The 18,002-nt window shown below is 49.9% G+C and carries 11 protein-coding genes, 1 other RNA gene and 1 pseudogene; 7 read left to right on the top strand and 6 right to left on the bottom strand.

Annotation, left to right across the window (positions count from 1 at the left end):
* The first annotated feature begins 3 nt into the window (after positions 1-3).
* The 6 genes and pseudogenes from ACTNE6_RS09030 to ACTNE6_RS09005 all read left to right on the top strand — a co-directional run.
* Complete coding sequence (locus ACTNE6_RS09030; protein ID WP_442499421.1) at positions 4-2,523, top strand: hypothetical protein; 2,520 nt, start codon at positions 4-6, stop codon at positions 2,521-2,523.
* 131 nt (positions 2,524-2,654) lie between these two features.
* The gene (locus ACTNE6_RS09025; protein ID WP_442499420.1) at positions 2,655-4,715 is read left to right on the top strand and encodes a contractile injection system tape measure protein; all 2,061 of its coding nucleotides are present in this window, start codon (positions 2,655-2,657) and stop codon (positions 4,713-4,715) included.
* Between the two features lie 168 nt (positions 4,716-4,883).
* Positions 4,884-8,195, top strand: coding sequence for an eCIS core domain-containing protein (locus tag ACTNE6_RS09020; RefSeq protein WP_442499419.1), 3,312 nt, complete (start codon positions 4,884-4,886; stop codon positions 8,193-8,195).
* A 1-nt stretch (position 8,196) separates the two neighbouring features.
* Complete coding sequence (locus ACTNE6_RS09015) at positions 8,197-8,805, top strand: hypothetical protein (RefSeq protein WP_442499418.1); 609 nt, start codon at positions 8,197-8,199, stop codon at positions 8,803-8,805.
* 368 nt (positions 8,806-9,173) lie between these two features.
* Positions 9,174-10,499, top strand: coding sequence for an ATP-binding protein (locus ACTNE6_RS09010; RefSeq protein ID WP_442499417.1), 1,326 nt, complete (start codon positions 9,174-9,176; stop codon positions 10,497-10,499).
* 29 nt (positions 10,500-10,528) lie between these two features.
* Positions 10,529-10,733, top strand: a pseudogene (locus ACTNE6_RS09005) (IS3 family transposase); the annotation flags it as partial.
* 203 nt (positions 10,734-10,936) lie between these two features.
* Here the strand turns inward: ACTNE6_RS09005 and ssrA are convergent.
* The 3 genes from ssrA to ACTNE6_RS08990 form a co-directional block, all read right to left on the bottom strand.
* Positions 10,937-11,313, bottom strand: a transfer-messenger RNA (tmRNA) gene (gene ssrA / locus ACTNE6_RS09000).
* A gap of 98 nt (positions 11,314-11,411) precedes the next feature.
* A complete protein-coding gene (locus ACTNE6_RS08995) occupies positions 11,412-13,034 on the bottom strand; it encodes a GTPase (RefSeq protein WP_442499416.1) in 1,623 nt (540 codons plus the stop codon).
* Positions 13,015-14,754 carry a GTPase domain-containing protein gene (locus ACTNE6_RS08990; protein WP_442499415.1) on the bottom strand — a complete coding sequence of 580 codons (1,740 nt, stop codon included), beginning with the start codon at positions 14,752-14,754 and terminating at the stop codon, positions 13,015-13,017. The genes ACTNE6_RS08995 and ACTNE6_RS08990 overlap by 20 nt, the downstream gene beginning before the upstream one ends.
* Positions 14,755-14,870: 116 nt before the next feature.
* Between ACTNE6_RS08990 and ACTNE6_RS08985 the strand changes: the two genes are divergently transcribed.
* Entirely contained in the window at positions 14,871-15,293 is a 423-nt protein-coding gene (locus ACTNE6_RS08985) for a hypothetical protein (protein ID WP_194970323.1), read from the top strand.
* Positions 15,294-15,323: 30 nt separating this feature from the next.
* Here ACTNE6_RS08985 and ACTNE6_RS08980 read toward each other — a convergent pair whose 3' ends face one another.
* The 3 genes from ACTNE6_RS08980 to pabB are packed head-to-tail and all read right to left on the bottom strand — an operon-like array spanning position 15,324 to position 17,940.
* Positions 15,324-16,016, bottom strand: a complete 693-nt coding sequence (locus ACTNE6_RS08980) for a DUF2959 domain-containing protein (RefSeq protein ID WP_442499414.1) — start codon at positions 16,014-16,016, stop codon at positions 15,324-15,326.
* A complete protein-coding gene (locus ACTNE6_RS08975) occupies positions 15,977-16,567 on the bottom strand; it encodes an amino acid kinase family protein (protein ID WP_442499413.1) in 591 nt (196 codons plus the stop codon). Before ACTNE6_RS08975 ends, ACTNE6_RS08980 begins: the two co-directional genes overlap by 40 nt.
* Positions 16,564-17,940 carry an aminodeoxychorismate synthase component I gene (gene pabB, locus ACTNE6_RS08970; protein ID WP_442499412.1) on the bottom strand — a complete coding sequence of 459 codons (1,377 nt, stop codon included), beginning with the start codon at positions 17,938-17,940 and terminating at the stop codon, positions 16,564-16,566. Before pabB ends, ACTNE6_RS08975 begins: the two co-directional genes overlap by 4 nt.
* Positions 17,941-18,002: the final 62 nt, after the last annotated feature.

Below are 18,002 nucleotides of genomic sequence, written 5' to 3'. Positions count from 1 at the left end.
GCCATGCAACCACAACACACCAGCTATCCGGTCTTCGAAGCCAATCAGGTATTGACTAACGCGCATCTCAACCGGCTGTTCGGCTATCTGGACGAACAGCAGCGGCTGACGCGGGCCGATCTGACCGGCATAGGCATCGTTTGCGGCCTGGATATCACGCTGGACACCCCTGCCACACCTACCCGAATTTTTCTGTCCAAGGGCTTCGGGATTACCTCGGAAGGCTATTTGCTGGCAGAGCCGCAGGAAAAACTGGAGCTGGTCGCCTATCGCCAGTTAGATGCTGACGAAGACCTGCATTATCTGCCGTTCAAAGACAACGATACCCAGTTCGCACTCTGGGAATTGTTGACTGCCGAATCGTTGGGGGATGACAATGTCAACCAGTTGACTGAAGCACCGGCTGGTTTTCTGGATGATAAAGCGCTGGTGCTGATGCTGGAACTCAAACAAGCTTCATTGCGTAATTGCAGCCCCAATAACTGCGATGACAAGGGCTCCGAGGTTGAAGTCAAGGCCCGGCGCCTGCTGGTAGAGCTGAACAAGCTGACTGCCTATACTCCGCTGCAACTGCCGGAAATCCCGCTGGCGCGCGTTCATTTTACTGCGCCGACAGACTTACAGAACTACCAGCAGGTTTATAAGAATTTTTTTGCCGAACAGATGGATGCAAAAACCGCCGTCAACCGCCTGCTGGATGCCATCAACCAAAGCTACGGCCATCTAAAACTCCTGATCCCGGACCTGGACAATACAGCGCTGGCCCAGCTGGATCAGCAGTTCGATTTTCCGGCCGACAAGCCGGCGATCCAGTATTACTACGATTGGCTGCGCGACTTGACCGCCGCCTATCATGAGCTTCGGGCTGCGCTAATGCAGGCCGTGCCGGAATGCCTGCCGGATGCAAGCCTGTTTCCGCGCCATCTGGTATTAGGCGCCCTAAAAAATTCCGGCAACCCGCAATACCGCAGCCGGTTTTTGCCTTCGCCGGCGCTGGTCCTTGCCGAAAACAGACGCGGCGAGCTGCGCTTTTTGTTCGAGCGGGTCCTGCGGATGGTGCAAAACTTCAATATTTTACCGGCCGGCGCACACCCGCTGAAAATCACCCCCAGCCGGTTCGGTTATCGCCATCTGTCCGACAAGGCGCTGCCGTTCTATTACCGGCCGGAGCTGCGCCCTTACTGGGACGCCAGCCGCAAAGACTGGCAGGCCCGGAACATTCTCTCCTGGCATGAAGATGCCGATAGCCCTGCCCATGTTCGCCAGCCGTTGGATTATGATCTGGAAGCGTACAACTTTTTAAGGATAGAAGGCCATGTCGGCAAAAATCTGCTGACTGTCACCACCACTCTCGGCGAGCTGATCAAAAGCCACCGTTTGCCGCTTTCCATCCTCTATCTCAGCGCTGATGCCGTAGGAAATTTTCTGGAAAGACATCCTGGCCTGGAGCATCAGGCAGGTGCCCTGCGCGATGGTACTTTTGTGGTGTTATATGGCGGAAGCGGAATCAACGCCAATATCGTACTCGCCGATTTCGCGCTGCCTTACCGCATAGAACATATGGAAGCTTCGAGTAGTCTGTGTAGGGTGGAGGTAAATGAGTGCTCATACCCATGGTTCGATAGCAAGCGGCATTTAAGCAACTTGGCCCGCCGTGATTATTCAGGGTCCAAGGAAGCCGATAAAGACCTTCTGGCCGATAACTATGTCATCGTCATTTACCGCTACGAACTCCAAGGCAAGCTGCTTACTCCTAAGCAAGTCAGCGTACCTATCCAGGAACTCATTAACGGACAGCTTTCCGCTATAGCCCATAGGTTGAATCAGGCTTACCCCAACGGAGTGGTTTTCGATTACGACCGCGATAATGATAGATTTCTCATTCGCTATTTTGCCGACCATATGTTCCGTATCGAATGGGGCGGCCTGCAAGGCAACCAGATTCGCTACGCCTACACGCCTGACGGTATTTATCGCTGGCAAAAAGGCGCATGGGAGCCCCTCAATTGGCCTGTCCTATGCCAATTGCACGATGAATACCACGCCGGTGAATACCAATGGCTGCAGGAAAACGCTCACCATCAGGCTAAGTATCCATCTCCGAGCGCCACCATGCCAACGGAACAGGATCTGATTGACTGGGAAGTCATGATCAAACTCAGAGCATCCAAGCCTTTGCCGGCATCGGTGCAGAATCTGCTGGAAAACATCAGTAAGGTTATAGACGAAACTTATAATGTAGGAGGTCTGACTGTCGAAGCCGTGTTAATAGGCCCGTGGGCCAACGGCAGCTGGGTATCCCGGACAGCATCGGAAAACAATTTTCCTGCAGGCTTTTCCGGCTTGCGCGAGAAAATCACCGGCAAAAAAATCACTCAGCATAGTGATATAGATTTACTGATTCACACGGAAGATAAATCGATTAATCGAGAAGACATTATGGCTATCCTAAGCGATTACTCGGTAAGCGGCTATGCCATCAATGTTATTTTCGGCAAGAAGGATGCCCAGAAATGGAAATAGCTACTGTGATTGATTAGAGAGAAGGGAAGTAGGCGCTTTCGGGTGTTACCTTATGCGCCCTTGAGGATATGCCTATCCGACTTCCAGTGTCTGAACGATAGCATGATAACGGGAATCAGTACAAGAATTTTATGAGCGGCAACCGTCACCTCATTGAGCGACAAAGTCTCCACGTCACCCTGAAAGGGGACGAGAGCAAAGCCTGGGAATTGCATAACCGGCTGCTGAATCTTTGTAACACATGGTTGACGCCCAAATTGGCTGACCTGCTGGACACTCATGCTCCGCAAGACGCTCACTTGGTTATTGAACGCATGGAAATTGATATCGGCACCCTGGCTGCTGACCGGCTGGAAGATAATTTACCCGCCGCGATAATCCAAGCTATCGAACGCTGGCTGCAGGATTCCCGACACCGGATTCACCTGCTGCCACAGAACGATCCCGCTCAGGAACAGACAGGAGCAATCCAATATAAAACTGAGCCGCAGGTGGCCCTGGAAGCATTGCTTTACTTCGCCAGAACCGGAAGGCTCCCCTGGTCTTTTCGTCTGCCGGAAGGACAAAATCTGGAGCAATTTCTGCTCAACAGCTGGAAGCAAGCAACACCGTTGATTGATGCCGATCTGCTTGCCGCTTTGACCACGGCAGATGCGGCCAAACGTTTTTCGCTACAGTTCTCAACAACGTTTTTAGACACCTTGCTAACATACTTGGCGCCTGCTGTTAACGAAATCGTCCATAAGCTTTTACAGACTCTGGTCAGCCAGCCATTGCCAGCGGAAATCGCCAAAACGCTGCAGTCTCAAATCTGGCAGACGGCGTTTATGCATGCAAAGCAACCTTCAGCCCTCGCTGACATACAGATGATCCGCGACATCTGGCAAGCGCTGCCGGCAGATTTCAAACATCAGCCAGCGTTGCTCGACTGGCTGAGACGACACTGGCCTGAAGCATCAAGCGATGACCGGCAGCAACCGGGCAAATCCGGGCAAAGTCCATTAACTATTACAGTCGCGTCAGAATTTGACATTGCGCATTCGATAGAAACCGGCAACGCCCCAAAGTCAGTGGTGACATCGGCAGCAACTGATGCGCCGCATAAGACTGCAGGTTCCTTTGCTCAAACCCAGTTCACTGGCCCATTCGGTAATGCCGAGACAGAACAGTCGGCCTCTGTCCCGCAAATAAAGCCAGGCGCATCGGTTGAGGTTTCAACGTCAGCTATAACACCGACAGCAGCCGACGCAGCGCCTGACGAGATTGCCGGCTCCCTTGCCCAAGCCCAATTTTCCGACCTCTTGAGTAACGCCGATGCAAAACGATCAGCCTCTGCCCTACCAATAAAGCCAGACGCATCGGTTGAGATTTCAACGCCAGCCGCGACATCGACAGCAGCCGCTGCGACACCTGACGAAACCCGCCTCCTTGTCCAAGCCCCATTTTCCAATCTATCTGGCAATGGTGCAGAACAGCCCGCCTCTGCCCCGCAAATAAAACCAGGTGCACCGGCTGAGACTTCAACGTCAGCTATGGCATCGATAGCCGCTGGCGCAACACCTGATGAGGCTGCCGGCTCCCTCGCCAAAGCCCCATTTCCCGACCTGTTCGGTAATGCCTATGCAGAACAACCAACCTCTGCCCCGCCAATAAAGCCAGGCGCACCGACAGGGACTTCAAATATTATGACTAGCGAAAATATTTACATCAACAACGCAGGTTTGGTTCTGTTGCACCCGTTTCTCCCGCAATTTTTCAGAGCATTAAACATTGTTGTTGGCGACCAGCTCATTGCTCCGGATCGGGCATTGTCTCTGCTGCATTTTTTAGGCACCGGTCAGCTGGTCGCGCCCGAATATGAGCTGGTCTTACCTAAAGTGCTATTAAATTTGGCATTGGAAACGCCTGTGGATACCAATACTCCTTTAACGGCTGAAGAAACCGGGGAAGCTACTGCGCTGCTTGAGGCTGTAATCCGTCATTGGGCTGCCTTGAAAGGCACCAGCGACGACGGTTTGCGGGGAACGTTTCTGATCCGTCCCGGCAAAATCAGCTTGCGTGATGACGGCGACTGGCGCTTACAGGTGGAAAACAAAGCCTACGATATTTTGCTGGACCAGCTGCCCTGGGGTATCGGCATGATAAAACTGCCCTGGATGCACCGGATGCTCTGGGTGGAGTGGCGCTATTGACCTCATGTTAACGGGTAGAAGAAGATGAAATCGAGCTCAGAAAAATCGACCAGCACTGCCTCAAAAACGGCAACCCAAACGCCGAGTCAGCCCTTTTTCGCCAAAGCAGGGGGCGGTGATTTTTTCGCGCCGGCCAGCCAGGCTTTCACCGCCTCCGTGCAGATGAAAATGGCGGTGAACAAACCCGGCGACAAGCTCGAGCAGGAAGCCGATAAGATGGCCGACAAAGTCATGCGCATGCCTGCCCCTGCCCCGGCGCCGATAAAAGAAGAAAAACTTCAGCGCCAACCGGAAGAAAAATTACAGAAAAAGGAAGAAGAAAAAATACAGAAAGCAGTCATGCCTGAAGAAAAAATTCAGAAGGCGGCCATGCCTGAGGAGAAGCTTCAGAAAAAAGAGGACGAAAAGATACAAAAAGCCCCGGCTGCCGAAGAAAAACTCCAACGTAAAGATAGCGCCGGCGCTCCTACTGTAAATTCAGGCATACAATCGGCGATTCAAAACAAAACCGCAGGCGGGCAACCGCTCCCCAGCGATATCCGCGACTACATGGAGCCAAGATTCAATGCCGATTTCAGCAACGTGCGCGTCCACAGCGACCCCGAATCCGCAAGCCTTAGCAACCGATTGAGCGCGCGGGCATTTACCTATAAAAACCACATCTTTTTCTCCCGGGACCAGTACCAGCCCGGCGGCAGCGAAGGCAAACAGCTCCTGGCCCACGAACTGACCCATACCATCCAGCAAGGCCATGCCATACAACGCAGCCCGCAGGTCAGCACTACGGCTACACCTCCACCCGTGCAGCGAGGCCTCCTGGATAGTCTGAATCCGATCGAATACCTGATCGATAAGGCTCTCGGCTTTATCGCTGATAACGCCGCTGCGATTCCCGGTTTCACGATGCTCACTGTGGTCATCGGCTACAACCCGATCACCCGGGCCGCTGTCGACCGCAGCGCCGGCAACATTCTCAAAGGCGCCATCGAAATGATACCGGGCGGAGCCTATATCACCCAGGCGCTGGCCAACCACGGTGTATTTGATAAGGTCAGCGTGTTCGCTGCGCAGCAGTTCGCTGCACTGAGCGACATCGGCAGCACTATTTGGCAGGACATCAAACAGTTCGTCAAAAAATTCTCAGTCACTGACCTCGCCGACCCCGGAGCAGTATGGGAACGCGGCAAAAGAATCGTCACTGCGCCCATTGGACAGATCAAGGCATTCGCCGTTGGACTTAAAGATGGCATGATCACTTTGGTCAAGGATGCCATCCTAAAACCCATCGCCGCATTCGCCAAGGCCAATGCCCCCAATGGTTACGATCTGTTGTGCGCCGTCCTGGGCAAGGACCCGATAAGTGGCGAGCCGGTACCGCAGACTGCCGAAAACCTGATCGGTCCGTTCATGAAATTGATCGGCCAGGAAGAAGTCTGGCAAAACATGCAGAAAGCCAATGCCATTGCGCGCGCATGGGCCTGGTTCCAGAATGCCTTGGGTACGGTAAAAGGCTTTGTACAACAGGTTCCGGCGCTGTTCATCGCCGCCTTCCAGGCATTGGAGTTTATCGACATTGTGCTGTTGCCGAACGCCTTTAACAAGCTCAAATCGGTATTCGGCGGTTTCGCCGGCAAGTTCATCAGTTGGGCGGGCAACGCCGTCTGGAATCTGCTGGAAATTATCTTCGATTCCGTCAAGCCGGGTGCGATGGCCTATGTCAAACGCGCAGGCGCCGCTCTCAAGAGCATACTGAAAAATCCATTGCCTTTTGTCGGCAATCTGGCAAAAGCTGGCAAAGCCGGCTTTGAAACGTTTGCCGACAATATCGGCACTCACCTTAAAGCCGGACTGATCGATTGGCTGACCGGTTCTCTCAATGGCGTATATATTCCCAAAGCGCTTTCACTGCCGGAATTGGGCAAGTTTGTGCTCAGCGTGCTGGGCATTACCTGGCCCAAGATCCGCGCAAAAATTGTCAAGGCAATGGGGCCTAAGGGCGAAGCGATTATGTCAGGGATCGAAAACGGGGTTGAAAAAGGCTATGAAATTATTGTCAAACTGAAAAATGGCGGGCCGGTTGCGATCTGGGAGATGATCCAGGAGAAACTTGCCGACCTCAAGGATACGGTCGTGAGTGGGATCATCGGTTTTGTAACCGATGCCATCATTACAAAAGCCGTTCCCAAGCTCGTCGCCATGTTTATTCCCGGCGCCGGTTTTATCTCGGCAATTGTCTCGATTTATGACATCGTCATGGTAATAGTGGCAAAGATGTCAAAAATTGCGGCGGTGGTGGCGGGATTTGTCAACTCCATCATGCAAATCGCCGCCGGCAATATCCGATCAGCCGCCATTATGGTATCCAACGCGCTGGCAGGGATGTTGTCTCTCGCCATCAGCCTGCTCGCCGGGCTTGTCGGTCTGGGAAAAGTCACCGATAAGATCAATGGAGTCGTCTCAAAAGCCCGCGGCGGCGTCAATAAGGCCATCGATGCGGCTCTCGCCTGGGTTGTGAAGAAGGCGAAGGACTTGTTCGGGAAGTTGTTTGGGAAGAAGGATAAGAAGGATGAGCGGACAGAGGAGCAAAAACAAAAAGCGGTAGATGATGCTTCTAAAGAAGTTGTAGCTTATACCAAAAGCACCAAAGTTAATTTTATTAAACTGCGCTTGAAGTTAAGTTCAGTGAAATCAAAATATCAACTTACTGCTATCAAGGCAGAAAAAGTCTCAAAAGGAAAATACCAAGTAGAAGCTGTAATCAACCCTAAGAAAGGAACAGAAGTTGAAATCGATGACGATCCGAACGGATTACCTCCTGGTGCAAAAGAACCAGTAGTTAAATATACTGCAGAATCGCATAGTGGAAACAAGAGAACCTATTGTAAAGATGCCGACGTGAAAGTTTGGTTCTGGAATGAGGGAAAAGGCTCCTGGCAGGTAACAAGTGATGACAAAAAGTTAATGGAGGCAGAGAAAGCTGCAACTAAATGGCTTGCAGATAATAACAGTACATTTATTTCTCTAGTTAAAGATGACAAGCTTTTAAGTAACAGTGGTTTTGACCAGCTAGGAATTCAGGTAAATCCAACGAACAATCAAGATGAAGTGGTTATAGGCGACACAAAAGGTGCATTTGGTAAGTCACCTATTTATTTTACATATAAAGGAATTAAAGCGGGTCGGGACAATCCTTTTTCTGCGACCACGACCAACCTTCCTGCGAATATCCTGGCGCAACGGAAAGACAATCCAGCGGCTCTTGTCAAACGCCTTGATGCCGCATTGAAAGCTGGCAATGTAACGGTTATATATTTTGTCGCTGGAAAAGCAAAAATTAGTGAAGCCACTCTCACAAAAGTGAAAGGAATGATTACCAAGAACCTGATCAAGTTGCTCACAGGATTACCATATAGTTTAACCCTGGAAGACGCCCGAAATATTGTGAAAGACATTCCCAAACCCATAGTGCAAAATATTTGACATGACTTATTCTGAACTAAAAAGTAAAGCAGATTATTACCTGAAAGAATGGGGAGATGAGAAAGAAACTTGCCCAGCTTCAGAGATTCCTTTATTGATTGCTCTGACATTTGATCCTCTTTATGTTGACAATGCAATACAAATGTCTGCTTATTGGCTTCAAAAATGCCTCAAAGCGAAAACAATTGATTACAAAAATTATGGAACATTTAGTTTTATTATGAACTTTGCCAGTACATTGCATCTGTTTGGCAATAGTCAATACGACCTGTTCAAAACTATTTCAAAATCGTCTCCCCCACCTGACATCGCTTCTAAAGCGCATCACAAGCTATTGAATTACTATTTAAATGGAAATTACCCATCCAATTCAGCAAAAAAGAAAAAAAAAGAAGATATTTCATTTGAAAACTTGCCCAACAGAATTAGTCAAGTTCCCATTGATTCCTTGTATCGTTTTATACTAAACACAAACACTCCGGGATGGCACGATCGTATTCAACCCTATTTCCAACTTATTTCGCTACTGCATTTCCAAAGCAACGGCATATCAGAACAAAATCTAATTCTTAAAAAACTTAAAGAAGATTTTTTAAAGCAATTTTCTTAGGCTGATAAAAAATTAAAAATATTTCCAATACCCCGCCAATATATAACAATGATGTTACTGGCCTGCTTGAAATGGCGATTTGCTGACGCGAAATCGCCCTACATTATCTTCGGATTGATTTGATGACAGGGAGTTTTTACGCCGGATTATCGGCGTATTTTTATGCCGGGCGATTGTTATTTTTTACAGTCAATTTGCTGAAACGCAAACGTATCCTGTTGATTGGACGACAATTTGGTATTTTTAAACGGTTATTTTTTATCATCCTCCGAAAATGGAAAATCGACTTGTAACTATGGCCAAGCAATAGCGTCAGCATATTACGCCACATAATTCACCTAATCATCACTATGTAAAAAGACAACACAATGGACTTAAACGCTTCCAACCTGCAACTTGCCTTTAAGTGGCTCAAAAATATCCTGGAAGGACGCTTGCGTGTACATTTCGGACAAGCAGAAAACTTAGAACTGCAACCATTGAATTTCTATGCCGGAAACTCATGGCTGACCCCATTCATAGCCAGCCACAATCCCGGTCTTGAAGAGTTTGCGGTGCTGATGCTGGCTATCGTGCCACAACTGCAGCCCGGATTTTTCAGTAAAATTATCGCTGAACACTTCCCTGAAGGCGGTGATTTCCCCGAATTCGGTGGTGTCAAGGCTGCCAACCACCGTGGCATTCTTCCTACCGGTGAAACTGCGCAGTTTATTCTCGCAGGCGACAATCTTATACAACGCCTGGAGGTTCAGCGAATCCTGAGCAGCGAACATTGGTTTGCGCAAAAACGCATTCTCTGGCTTGAACCGGTGCGCGAAGGAGAACCGATGATGAGCGGCCGCTTGATCCTCGAGCCTGAAATTGTTGAACAGCTTACCGCCGGCGCCATCAGCAAGCCTCGTTTCAGTCTGGATTTTCCAGCAGAATACATCGATACCGAAATGGACTGGGATGATCTGGTGCTGCATCCCAATACTTTGCGGCAAATCCATGAAGTCGAAAATTGGATCAATCATAACGACACGCTACTGCATGACTGGGGCATGAAGAAAAAAATTAAACCCGGTTACCGTGCGCTGTTTTACGGACCGCCTGGCACGGGCAAAACCCTGACCGCCACGCTGCTGGGGAAGCATACCGGCAGAGATGTATTCCGTATCGACCTGTCGCGCGTGGTATCCAAATATATCGGCGAAACCGAGAAAAACCTGTCGCGACTGTTTGATAAAGCCGAAAACAAAAACTGGATTTTGTTCTTCGACGAAGCGGATGCGCTATTCGGCAAAAGAACCGACATCCGCGATGCGCACGACAAATATGCCAATCAAGAAGTAGCCTACCTGTTGCAACGAATCGAAAACCACAACGGTTTGGTCATTTTAGCGTCGAATAAACGCGCCAATATCGACGATGCATTTATTCGACGTTTTCAATCCATTATTCATTTCCCGATGCCTCGCCTTGAAGAGCGCCATAAAATTTGGGCCCAGACTTTTCCATCCCAAATCAAGATTGCGGATGATATCGACTGGCAACATGTTGCGGCCCGCTATGAACTGACGGGCGCAGGAATATTGAATATTGCTCATTATTGTTCTGTCGAGCTATTGGCATCCCAGTCAAGCACGCTAGATTTAAAGCAATTAGAATTCGCCATTCAGCGAGAGTTTGTTAAAGAAGGAAAAATCATATAGCCACTATGTTATATGCTGACATACCGTTATTAGCCCGGCATGGCATGAACCGTAAAGGCAACCGCTGGAATAACAGTGTTTTAAAAAACTTCTTCCATACCTTGAAAACCGAGCTGGGGCTAGACAGGCGATATTTGAATATATTAAGGTCTTTTACAACCGCGAGCGACTAATTCAGCCAATGGCTATAGGTCGTCGCTCACAGATTACAAATTGCTGCATAAAGCGGCTTAACCGTATGCCCGGAAAAGTGTTGACGCATCGATACCGCGATTGTTTTTCCATAAATAGGCGGGTTGATTCACGTTTAACTTGCCGGACTATGTGATCCCGTTTGTAGCCTTATTGGTGGATAAATGAACCCAGCAAGAAAATTACTGTTTTAAAGGCATAAAAAAACCGGCCACCCTTTCAGGCTCAGCCGGTTTTCTTGGAATTGGTGGAGGCGGCGGGAATTGAACCCGCGTCCGCAAGCACTCCGCCGTAAGGTCTACATGCTTATCCCGCGCTTTTAATTTAACTGTTGACTACCCGTCGGGCCAAGAGGATCAACAGCGATTTCGATTGGATTTAGCGCTTCAGGCTCCGAACTAAGCCCTGACGCGATCTTATGTAATATGATCCCTGAATGTTCCGAAGAACTCTGCTCGCATAAGCACAAACAGTCAGAGAAGTGGTGCAGGTTTTAAGCTGCTAAAGCCACTGAGTAGTTTTCGTCGTTTGCGAATACTTTTTTTCTGTAGGATTTACGAGGTGTACAGTCCTCGGCATGCACTTAAGGTTTCGCTACCCACGTCGAAGCCAGGTCGCCCCCTTAACTTGCGTATTGTAATTGATAAGAGTCAATTTTGCTAAAAAGATTCCATTCATTTTAAAAAATTTTCAGCTCTCTGAAAATCCTTTATCTAACTCTTATTCAATTAGCATTCGTGTCAAAAGACCCCTGTCATCCCTGGACAGTTCCCGATGCTTATCATCAATCTTACAATGTTCAATAATGTCGGTGACCTGATTTACCTGCTCGGCATGTTGATGACTGAAAGTCTCTACAATTTCCGATACTTCGTATTCAATCATGCTGAGCCCGTTAATAAGTCCTTTGTGAAGGCCCTTTAAAGCAGTTTTTTCCAGCGAAGGTTTCATTTTCTTCAAAATAAAAAACGGCGTCAGCCAGGTAATGGCGATCAGCAAGGTACTGTGAATGGCGAAATTGACGCCCAGATATTCCTCATTGCCCGCGTTGCTGGTGTAATACACAGTGAACAGCTTGTAACCGACCCAGATGATGGCCGCGAGCGGTAGCACAATCTCGCATAAGCGCATGAATTTTAAAAAAGCGCGGTGCATGACATTGCCGGGATTGGCCAGCGCCTGCCGCACAGCCAACTCGCTCTCGCCTTGAATGATTTTCGATGCCTTCTCGCGGACCGGAGCCAACTGCTTTTTAAGCGGCGCAACCGGAATGCCTTGCTGATCAACATTCAGCACGAATTCGTCCAGGCCGTCATCGAATCGCGCACTTGCCCATTCATCCCACAACCGTATGTCCGAGCGGGTTGGCGAGTATTTGCCTGCGGCCGGATTGGTAATTAAATCGGCTGCGTGTTCGGCATAATAATTGGCCAGTTGCTGTATCGGCCAGACCATGCCTTGCTGCAGGATATCGGCGGTGCGTTGCCACTGTTCCTGCCACAGTTTCGGCGCCTGCTGCACAGCTTGGCTGGAGCCAAGCAATGGCATCTGGCTTTGCAGTCGTTGCCTTAAGTCGTCCTTGCGGACCTGCAAGCCTCTTTGTTCAAGTTGCTCGATGACATGTTCGGTCGCCAACGATTCAATCGTGGCTTTTAACGATTCAAATTCATCGGCTTGCAGTTCTTCCGCGCAAACCGTCTTGAATATGATCGGTTCGTCAAACCCGGCCTTGTGCAATTGCTGCTTGAAATCTTCGAATTGGGCGGTCTGTCCCCTGTCCCACTGATTCAAAACAAACAGCCAGGCATGGCGGCCGCCTTCGGCGAGCAGCAGACGCCAAGCCTTTTCATCCCTGTAGCGTTCGGGGCTGACCACATAGACGAGCACGTCGATATGCGGCAACCATTCCAGAACCAGCTGTTTGTTGCTCTGCTCAGTGCTGTCAAAATCCGGCATATCGATCCAGATGATATTTTTTTTCGATTCCTCATCATGCTGGGCTATTTTAATACGGTCAATCGGCAGTTTTTCGGGCAGATGCTGTATGGCGACGCTGCGGTGATGGTACAGCGTGACTTCGCGCGATGTCGGACGCTCTACGCCGGTCCTGGCAATCGCCTGGCCGGCCAGGCGATTCAGCAGAGAGCTCTTGCCTACCCCGGTGCCCCCCATGAAGGCTACGATCAGAGGCCGGGAGCCGCTATGCGCGAACAAAGCGTCGGGCGTTCTTGCGTCGAACTCGCATAACTGCCTGGCAGACTCCTGGTTGATCCAGCCCGAAGCGGCGGCCTGCCCGGCCCAGCGTTTTGTTTGTTCTACTAAATCAGAGTAATCGTAAGCCATGTCGCTTTTCTTTCAGTTGGTGTTCGGCCGCCTGCAACTGCTCGGGTGCAATATTAAACTGTGTAAGATGGGTTAACTGTTTGGGCAGCGCGGAAAGTTTCCTGCCCATGCCATCGATGAATAAGGACTGTTTGACGGTATTGAGCTGATGCTGTTTCAATTCCGCCTCGGCCCTGTGCACATAGCTGCCGATAGCGCTTTCGGCTAGCAAGGACGTTACGGTCAGCATCGCCGGCGCAATAATCAGATCATGCATGCCTATGCCGCCGGTATTTAATGCCAGCGCAATAGCGGCCGCATCGGTGGTGACGCGTGTGGCCCGCAGGCTGTTCAGAAGCACCGGTTTTTCCTGCAATTTGTGATACAGCTGTTGCGCTGTGTTTTCCACTTCCTGTTGAAAAGCGATATGGTAGCGTCTCGCAGCCTCGCTGAAATCCTGCAAAATATCCGAACGCTGGCTGCGCAGCAGGCTGCTGGCTTCTTTCCACCATGGGTTTTGTCTGTTCTGTTCCGCTCTATCCAGGAGCCTATCCGCCATCTGAATCAACATATGCTCGGCGATTTGCTTTAACAGCGCGACTTCGTGGCTGCTGTCGGCGATGTGCTGCCGTTTGCGTCCCAGCTTCATGATTTGCCTGATCGGCCAGGTCAAAACTCTGCGCGTGCCGGACAAGACACCGGCCAGGCCCGGTATCTCCAGTAAATTCAGCAGTTGCGCCAGGGCATATTTAAAAGTCTCGTAATGATGCGGGTGATTCAGATAATCGCGCTGATAACTCTCCAACGCCTGCTTGATCAGTTGATCGATCAGCTCCTGCCAGTCTTTTAAGGCCTGGTGCTCGGCGACGACCGGCTCGACCCAGTATTGCCAGTTCTTCTGAAGCAATTCCTGCTCATAGCGTGCCTGCTTCTTATGATTGACCTTGTGGGCCATTTGAATAAGCAAGTTCTGCCGGGATTCCGGCCAGACCGGCATGCCCGTCTGTTTTTGATAATACAAGGGCACGACTTCGGGAAATTCATCATTTCTGGCGTGGCGCCATTTTTCTTTCAGTGAATGGATCAGCAATGATTCCGAGCCTTCAACAAGCTTATTAAGACAGATAACCGTCGGCTGATGCAGGTCTTCGAGTACAGCCATGATATCCCAGACCGACTGATCGGCATATTTTTCCTTGCTGACGGCCAGAATAATCATGTCGGCCAGTGCGATCGTCCTGATCAGGCCCTCGCGGTAATTCGCGGCATCTATCGAATCAAAATCAGGCGTATCCCAAAGGACGCTGGGCGGCAAATATTTTGAAACCGTGGTATTTTCGGTCAATAAATAACAATCATAACGGTCTGTCCGGGCATGCGCCTGCTGCAGTTGCTGGAATCGTCCGAAATAACGCTGCAAGTCGCTGCAATCCTTCGGACTGATGTCGTTGCAAAAGCCTTCGGGATGCACAGTATAGCCTGCCAAGGGGCTTACGCCGGCCACATTGCTGTTTAATAACAGGTTAACCAGTGAACTCTTTCCTGCCTGGGTCGGACCAATAACAGTAATCTGCAAAGGGTATTCAGGGGTAGATGCAATAAGCTGGCCTTTACGCATAAAGGCTTCCGCCAGAATAAGCTGATCTATCCGCTGTTGATAACTTGTTTTGGCAGATTCATTGCCGGGTTGACTCAAAACGGCCTGGTAACGCTGTTTTAATAATTGGATAAATTCCAGCATAGAAAGTTAGCTTGGGTTTATAATAACCCACCATTTTACTTTGTTTGGTGACAGGGTGTAATGCAATAATTATAACTAACGCAACTTGGACCTGAACTTAACTTCGAGGTTATCTTATGAAGAAACTATATGCTCTGCTGATTATTCTTTCCTGCACAACCTTAATTGCCTGCAGCAACGGCATGAAAATAAACGGCCACAATGCCCGTACGGCTTATAAATCCGTCAAAGTAATCAAAAATCGCTTGCCTGCCGAGCAACGCATTGAATTTGAAGTCTCTTTCTGGACTATCCGCGATTCTTTCAAAGATGACGATGAATTCCTTGCAAAGGTTGACGGCAAAGAACCTCAGGAAGTCATCAATTTAGGCAAGGAACTTTATCAGGAACGTAAAAATGCCGGCGCTGAAGCCTATAAGCAATATTCAAGCTGGGACGAAATGATTGCCAAATTCGGCCAGGAACGAATAGACCAGGAAAAGAGCCGAAAGGAAGATCCTCGTGACAAAGCAAACAATGTCCTCTATAAGTTGAAATAAGACTATCAATATCCTTTATAAATCATAATCTCATCGGCTAGGCAGCGCTTTTTGTTCAACCAGCGTTGAAACAAACTGATTCGCCTCGGCAATGGTTTGCTCCATGGCATAAATCAGCTGCGATATGTCTATGCCGATTTCAATAAACTCATGCCTCAATGCCGCAATTGCCTGGGCATTGAGGTTATGTTTCAAGTACAGCACCTGATCCTTGAATGCCAGCAGCACCGGCTGGATTTTGGCTTCGGCCCTGCGCATGGACTTGATCAACCGGGCATAATTTTGTCTGGCCACCTTCAGCTGTTGCCTGCTCAGATTGCGCAAGGAGCGGTTCGTATATTCATCCAGCTCCCTTTCCCACTCGATAAACAGCGCTTCACTGACATCTTCTATTGCTCTGATTCTGTCGCTGACGGCCTCGGATTTGGCGCGGCAGAACTGATATTGCCTGTTCAGCAGATTGTATTTATGGTCCAGCGAAGTCTCGCTGACGCTGACCAGCGACTTAAAACGCTCCAGCGCATCCTGAAACTCATCCCGGGTATCCTGCAAACTGACGCAGGCCTGCTCAACCTGGGAAACAACGATGGTACGCTTGTGATCGCCTATCGATTCCCTGGCGTTGTAATAAACGTTGCGGAATTTTTTTGAAAAAAAACGGCTGAGCGAATCGAATGATTTTTTTACCAGAAAGCTCGTGAACGATTTGTTGTATTCAGACATTGGAAACTTCGATGATTAATGATTTTTACTGTAAACGGCGCCTGCGCTATAAAACCGCAAAACGCCTTATCGACAATGCCTTGCTCGGCAAGTTTATCAATGTCGAGATCGGCGTCAATTACCGCTGACTTTACCAGAATCAGCTCGTCCGCCGAAAGCATCGCGGCCAGCCAAGCGGCCAGACTATCCGATGTAATGTCCCAACTGGCTTGGATTCCCGCCTTATCAAGCTCGGCAATATCGGGCGACCAGATCATCGTCTTCTGCCGCGCCGACTGCGCCTGGATGCCGGCAATTGAACCTGCGATTGAAAAAGCAGGCTTGAGCCCTTTAAACAGCAAAGCCATCTGCTGCATGGCCAGCAGCGCCATCGCATGCGCCACGCCATCATCAAACCGCCAGTGCTGCTGAGCCAGTCTGACCTGGTCGGCAAAAGCGCCGCCGCCGGGCACAATCACCACACCATCGGCATATTTCCGCTCGATCGCGTTCAGGCACGCAACCAGCACGCCCGATTCGGCCAGACTGCCGCCCAGCTTGATAACGATCATTCCTGTCTGAACCGCCGCAGCAGTTTGATCATGGCCGCCGCCTTGTCAAAGCATTCCTGATATTCATCTTCCATGACCGAATCATTGACGATGCCGCCGCCCGCCCAAAAGCGGATCGTGTTTTCCGAATGCACCAGCGTTCTGATCGCGATATTGGTATCCATATTGCCGTCAAAGCCCAGGTAACCGATGGATCCGCAATAAACGCCGCGCCGGTTGGGCTCGAGCTCTTCAATGATTTCCATGGCGCGAATCTTGGGCGCGCCGGTAATCGAACCGCCCGGGAAACAGCTTCTCAGCAAATCCAACGCATGCTGATCGTCAGCCAGCTCGCCCGTAACGGTACTGACCAAATGATGCACGGTGGCGTAACTTTCCACATCGAACAGAACCGGCACCTTGACCGAACCCTTTTTACAGGTCTTGCTGAGATCATTGCGCAGCAGATCGACAATCATGACATTTTCAGCCCGGTCTTTCTTGCTGTTTTTAAGCTGCTGTATCTGCTGCAGATTTTCCACGGCATCCTGTTTGCGCGGACGCGTGCCCTTGATCGGCTTAGTCTCCACGACACCGTTCATCACCTTCAAAAAACGCTCCGGCGATGAACTGAGAATTTGCGCTTCGGGCAGGTTCAGATAGCCGCTGAACGGCGCGGCATTCAATTCGCGCAATGCCAGATAGGCTGTCCAGGGATCGCCTTTGCAGTCGGCAGCGAAGCGTTGGGTCAGATTGACCTGATAGCAATCGCCTTCTTTCAGATAATGCTTGATACGGTAAAAAGCCTTGGCATAGGCCTCCTTGTCCATATTGGCTTTAATATCGCTGAGCACATTGAACGGCTGATCACGACGCTCTGTCGGCAACGCGCTGAACTGCTCGATTAAAGCCTGCCATTTTCGAGCGCCATCGACATGCCCGACCAGTGCGCTTTTTTGCTGTTCATGATCGACAATTACTGCCCATTCATAAATGCCGACCGCCATTTCGGCGATATGCTCGGCATCTTCAGCGATCACAGGCAATTTCTCCAGGCGTCGGGCCAGATCATAAGAGAAATAACCGATAGCGCCGCCGTTGAAAGGCAAGCCTTCAATGACCGGAAAATCCGCGCTTAACTGCTGCTTGACCAATACAAACGGATCCTCAGAAGACTGCACGGATACGCCATTGCGCGTAATCTCGGTCGTATCGCCATGCGTGACCAGCGTGCATACGGGATCGGCCGCAATAATATCGTAACGGCCCTGCTGGCTGTAAGGATAACCGCTATCGAGAAAAACCGACCAGGGACGGCCGGCAAGCGGCGCAAAAAGCTCTGCACTGTTTTTGAAATAAGGAAGCGGGAAATGAAGTTGTTTCGATGACGACATTTAGGTTGTGTCTTATTGGCTAAACGGATCAGCAAGCGGCGCACTCGCAGCGCAACCGGTTG

The organism is Methylobacter sp. sgz302048, assembly GCF_052162025.1.
GTDB lineage: Bacteria > Pseudomonadota > Gammaproteobacteria > Methylococcales > Methylomonadaceae > Methylobacter.
Note: the sequence above shows the minus strand (reverse complement) of the source record. Positions and strands in the feature narration are given on the sequence as shown.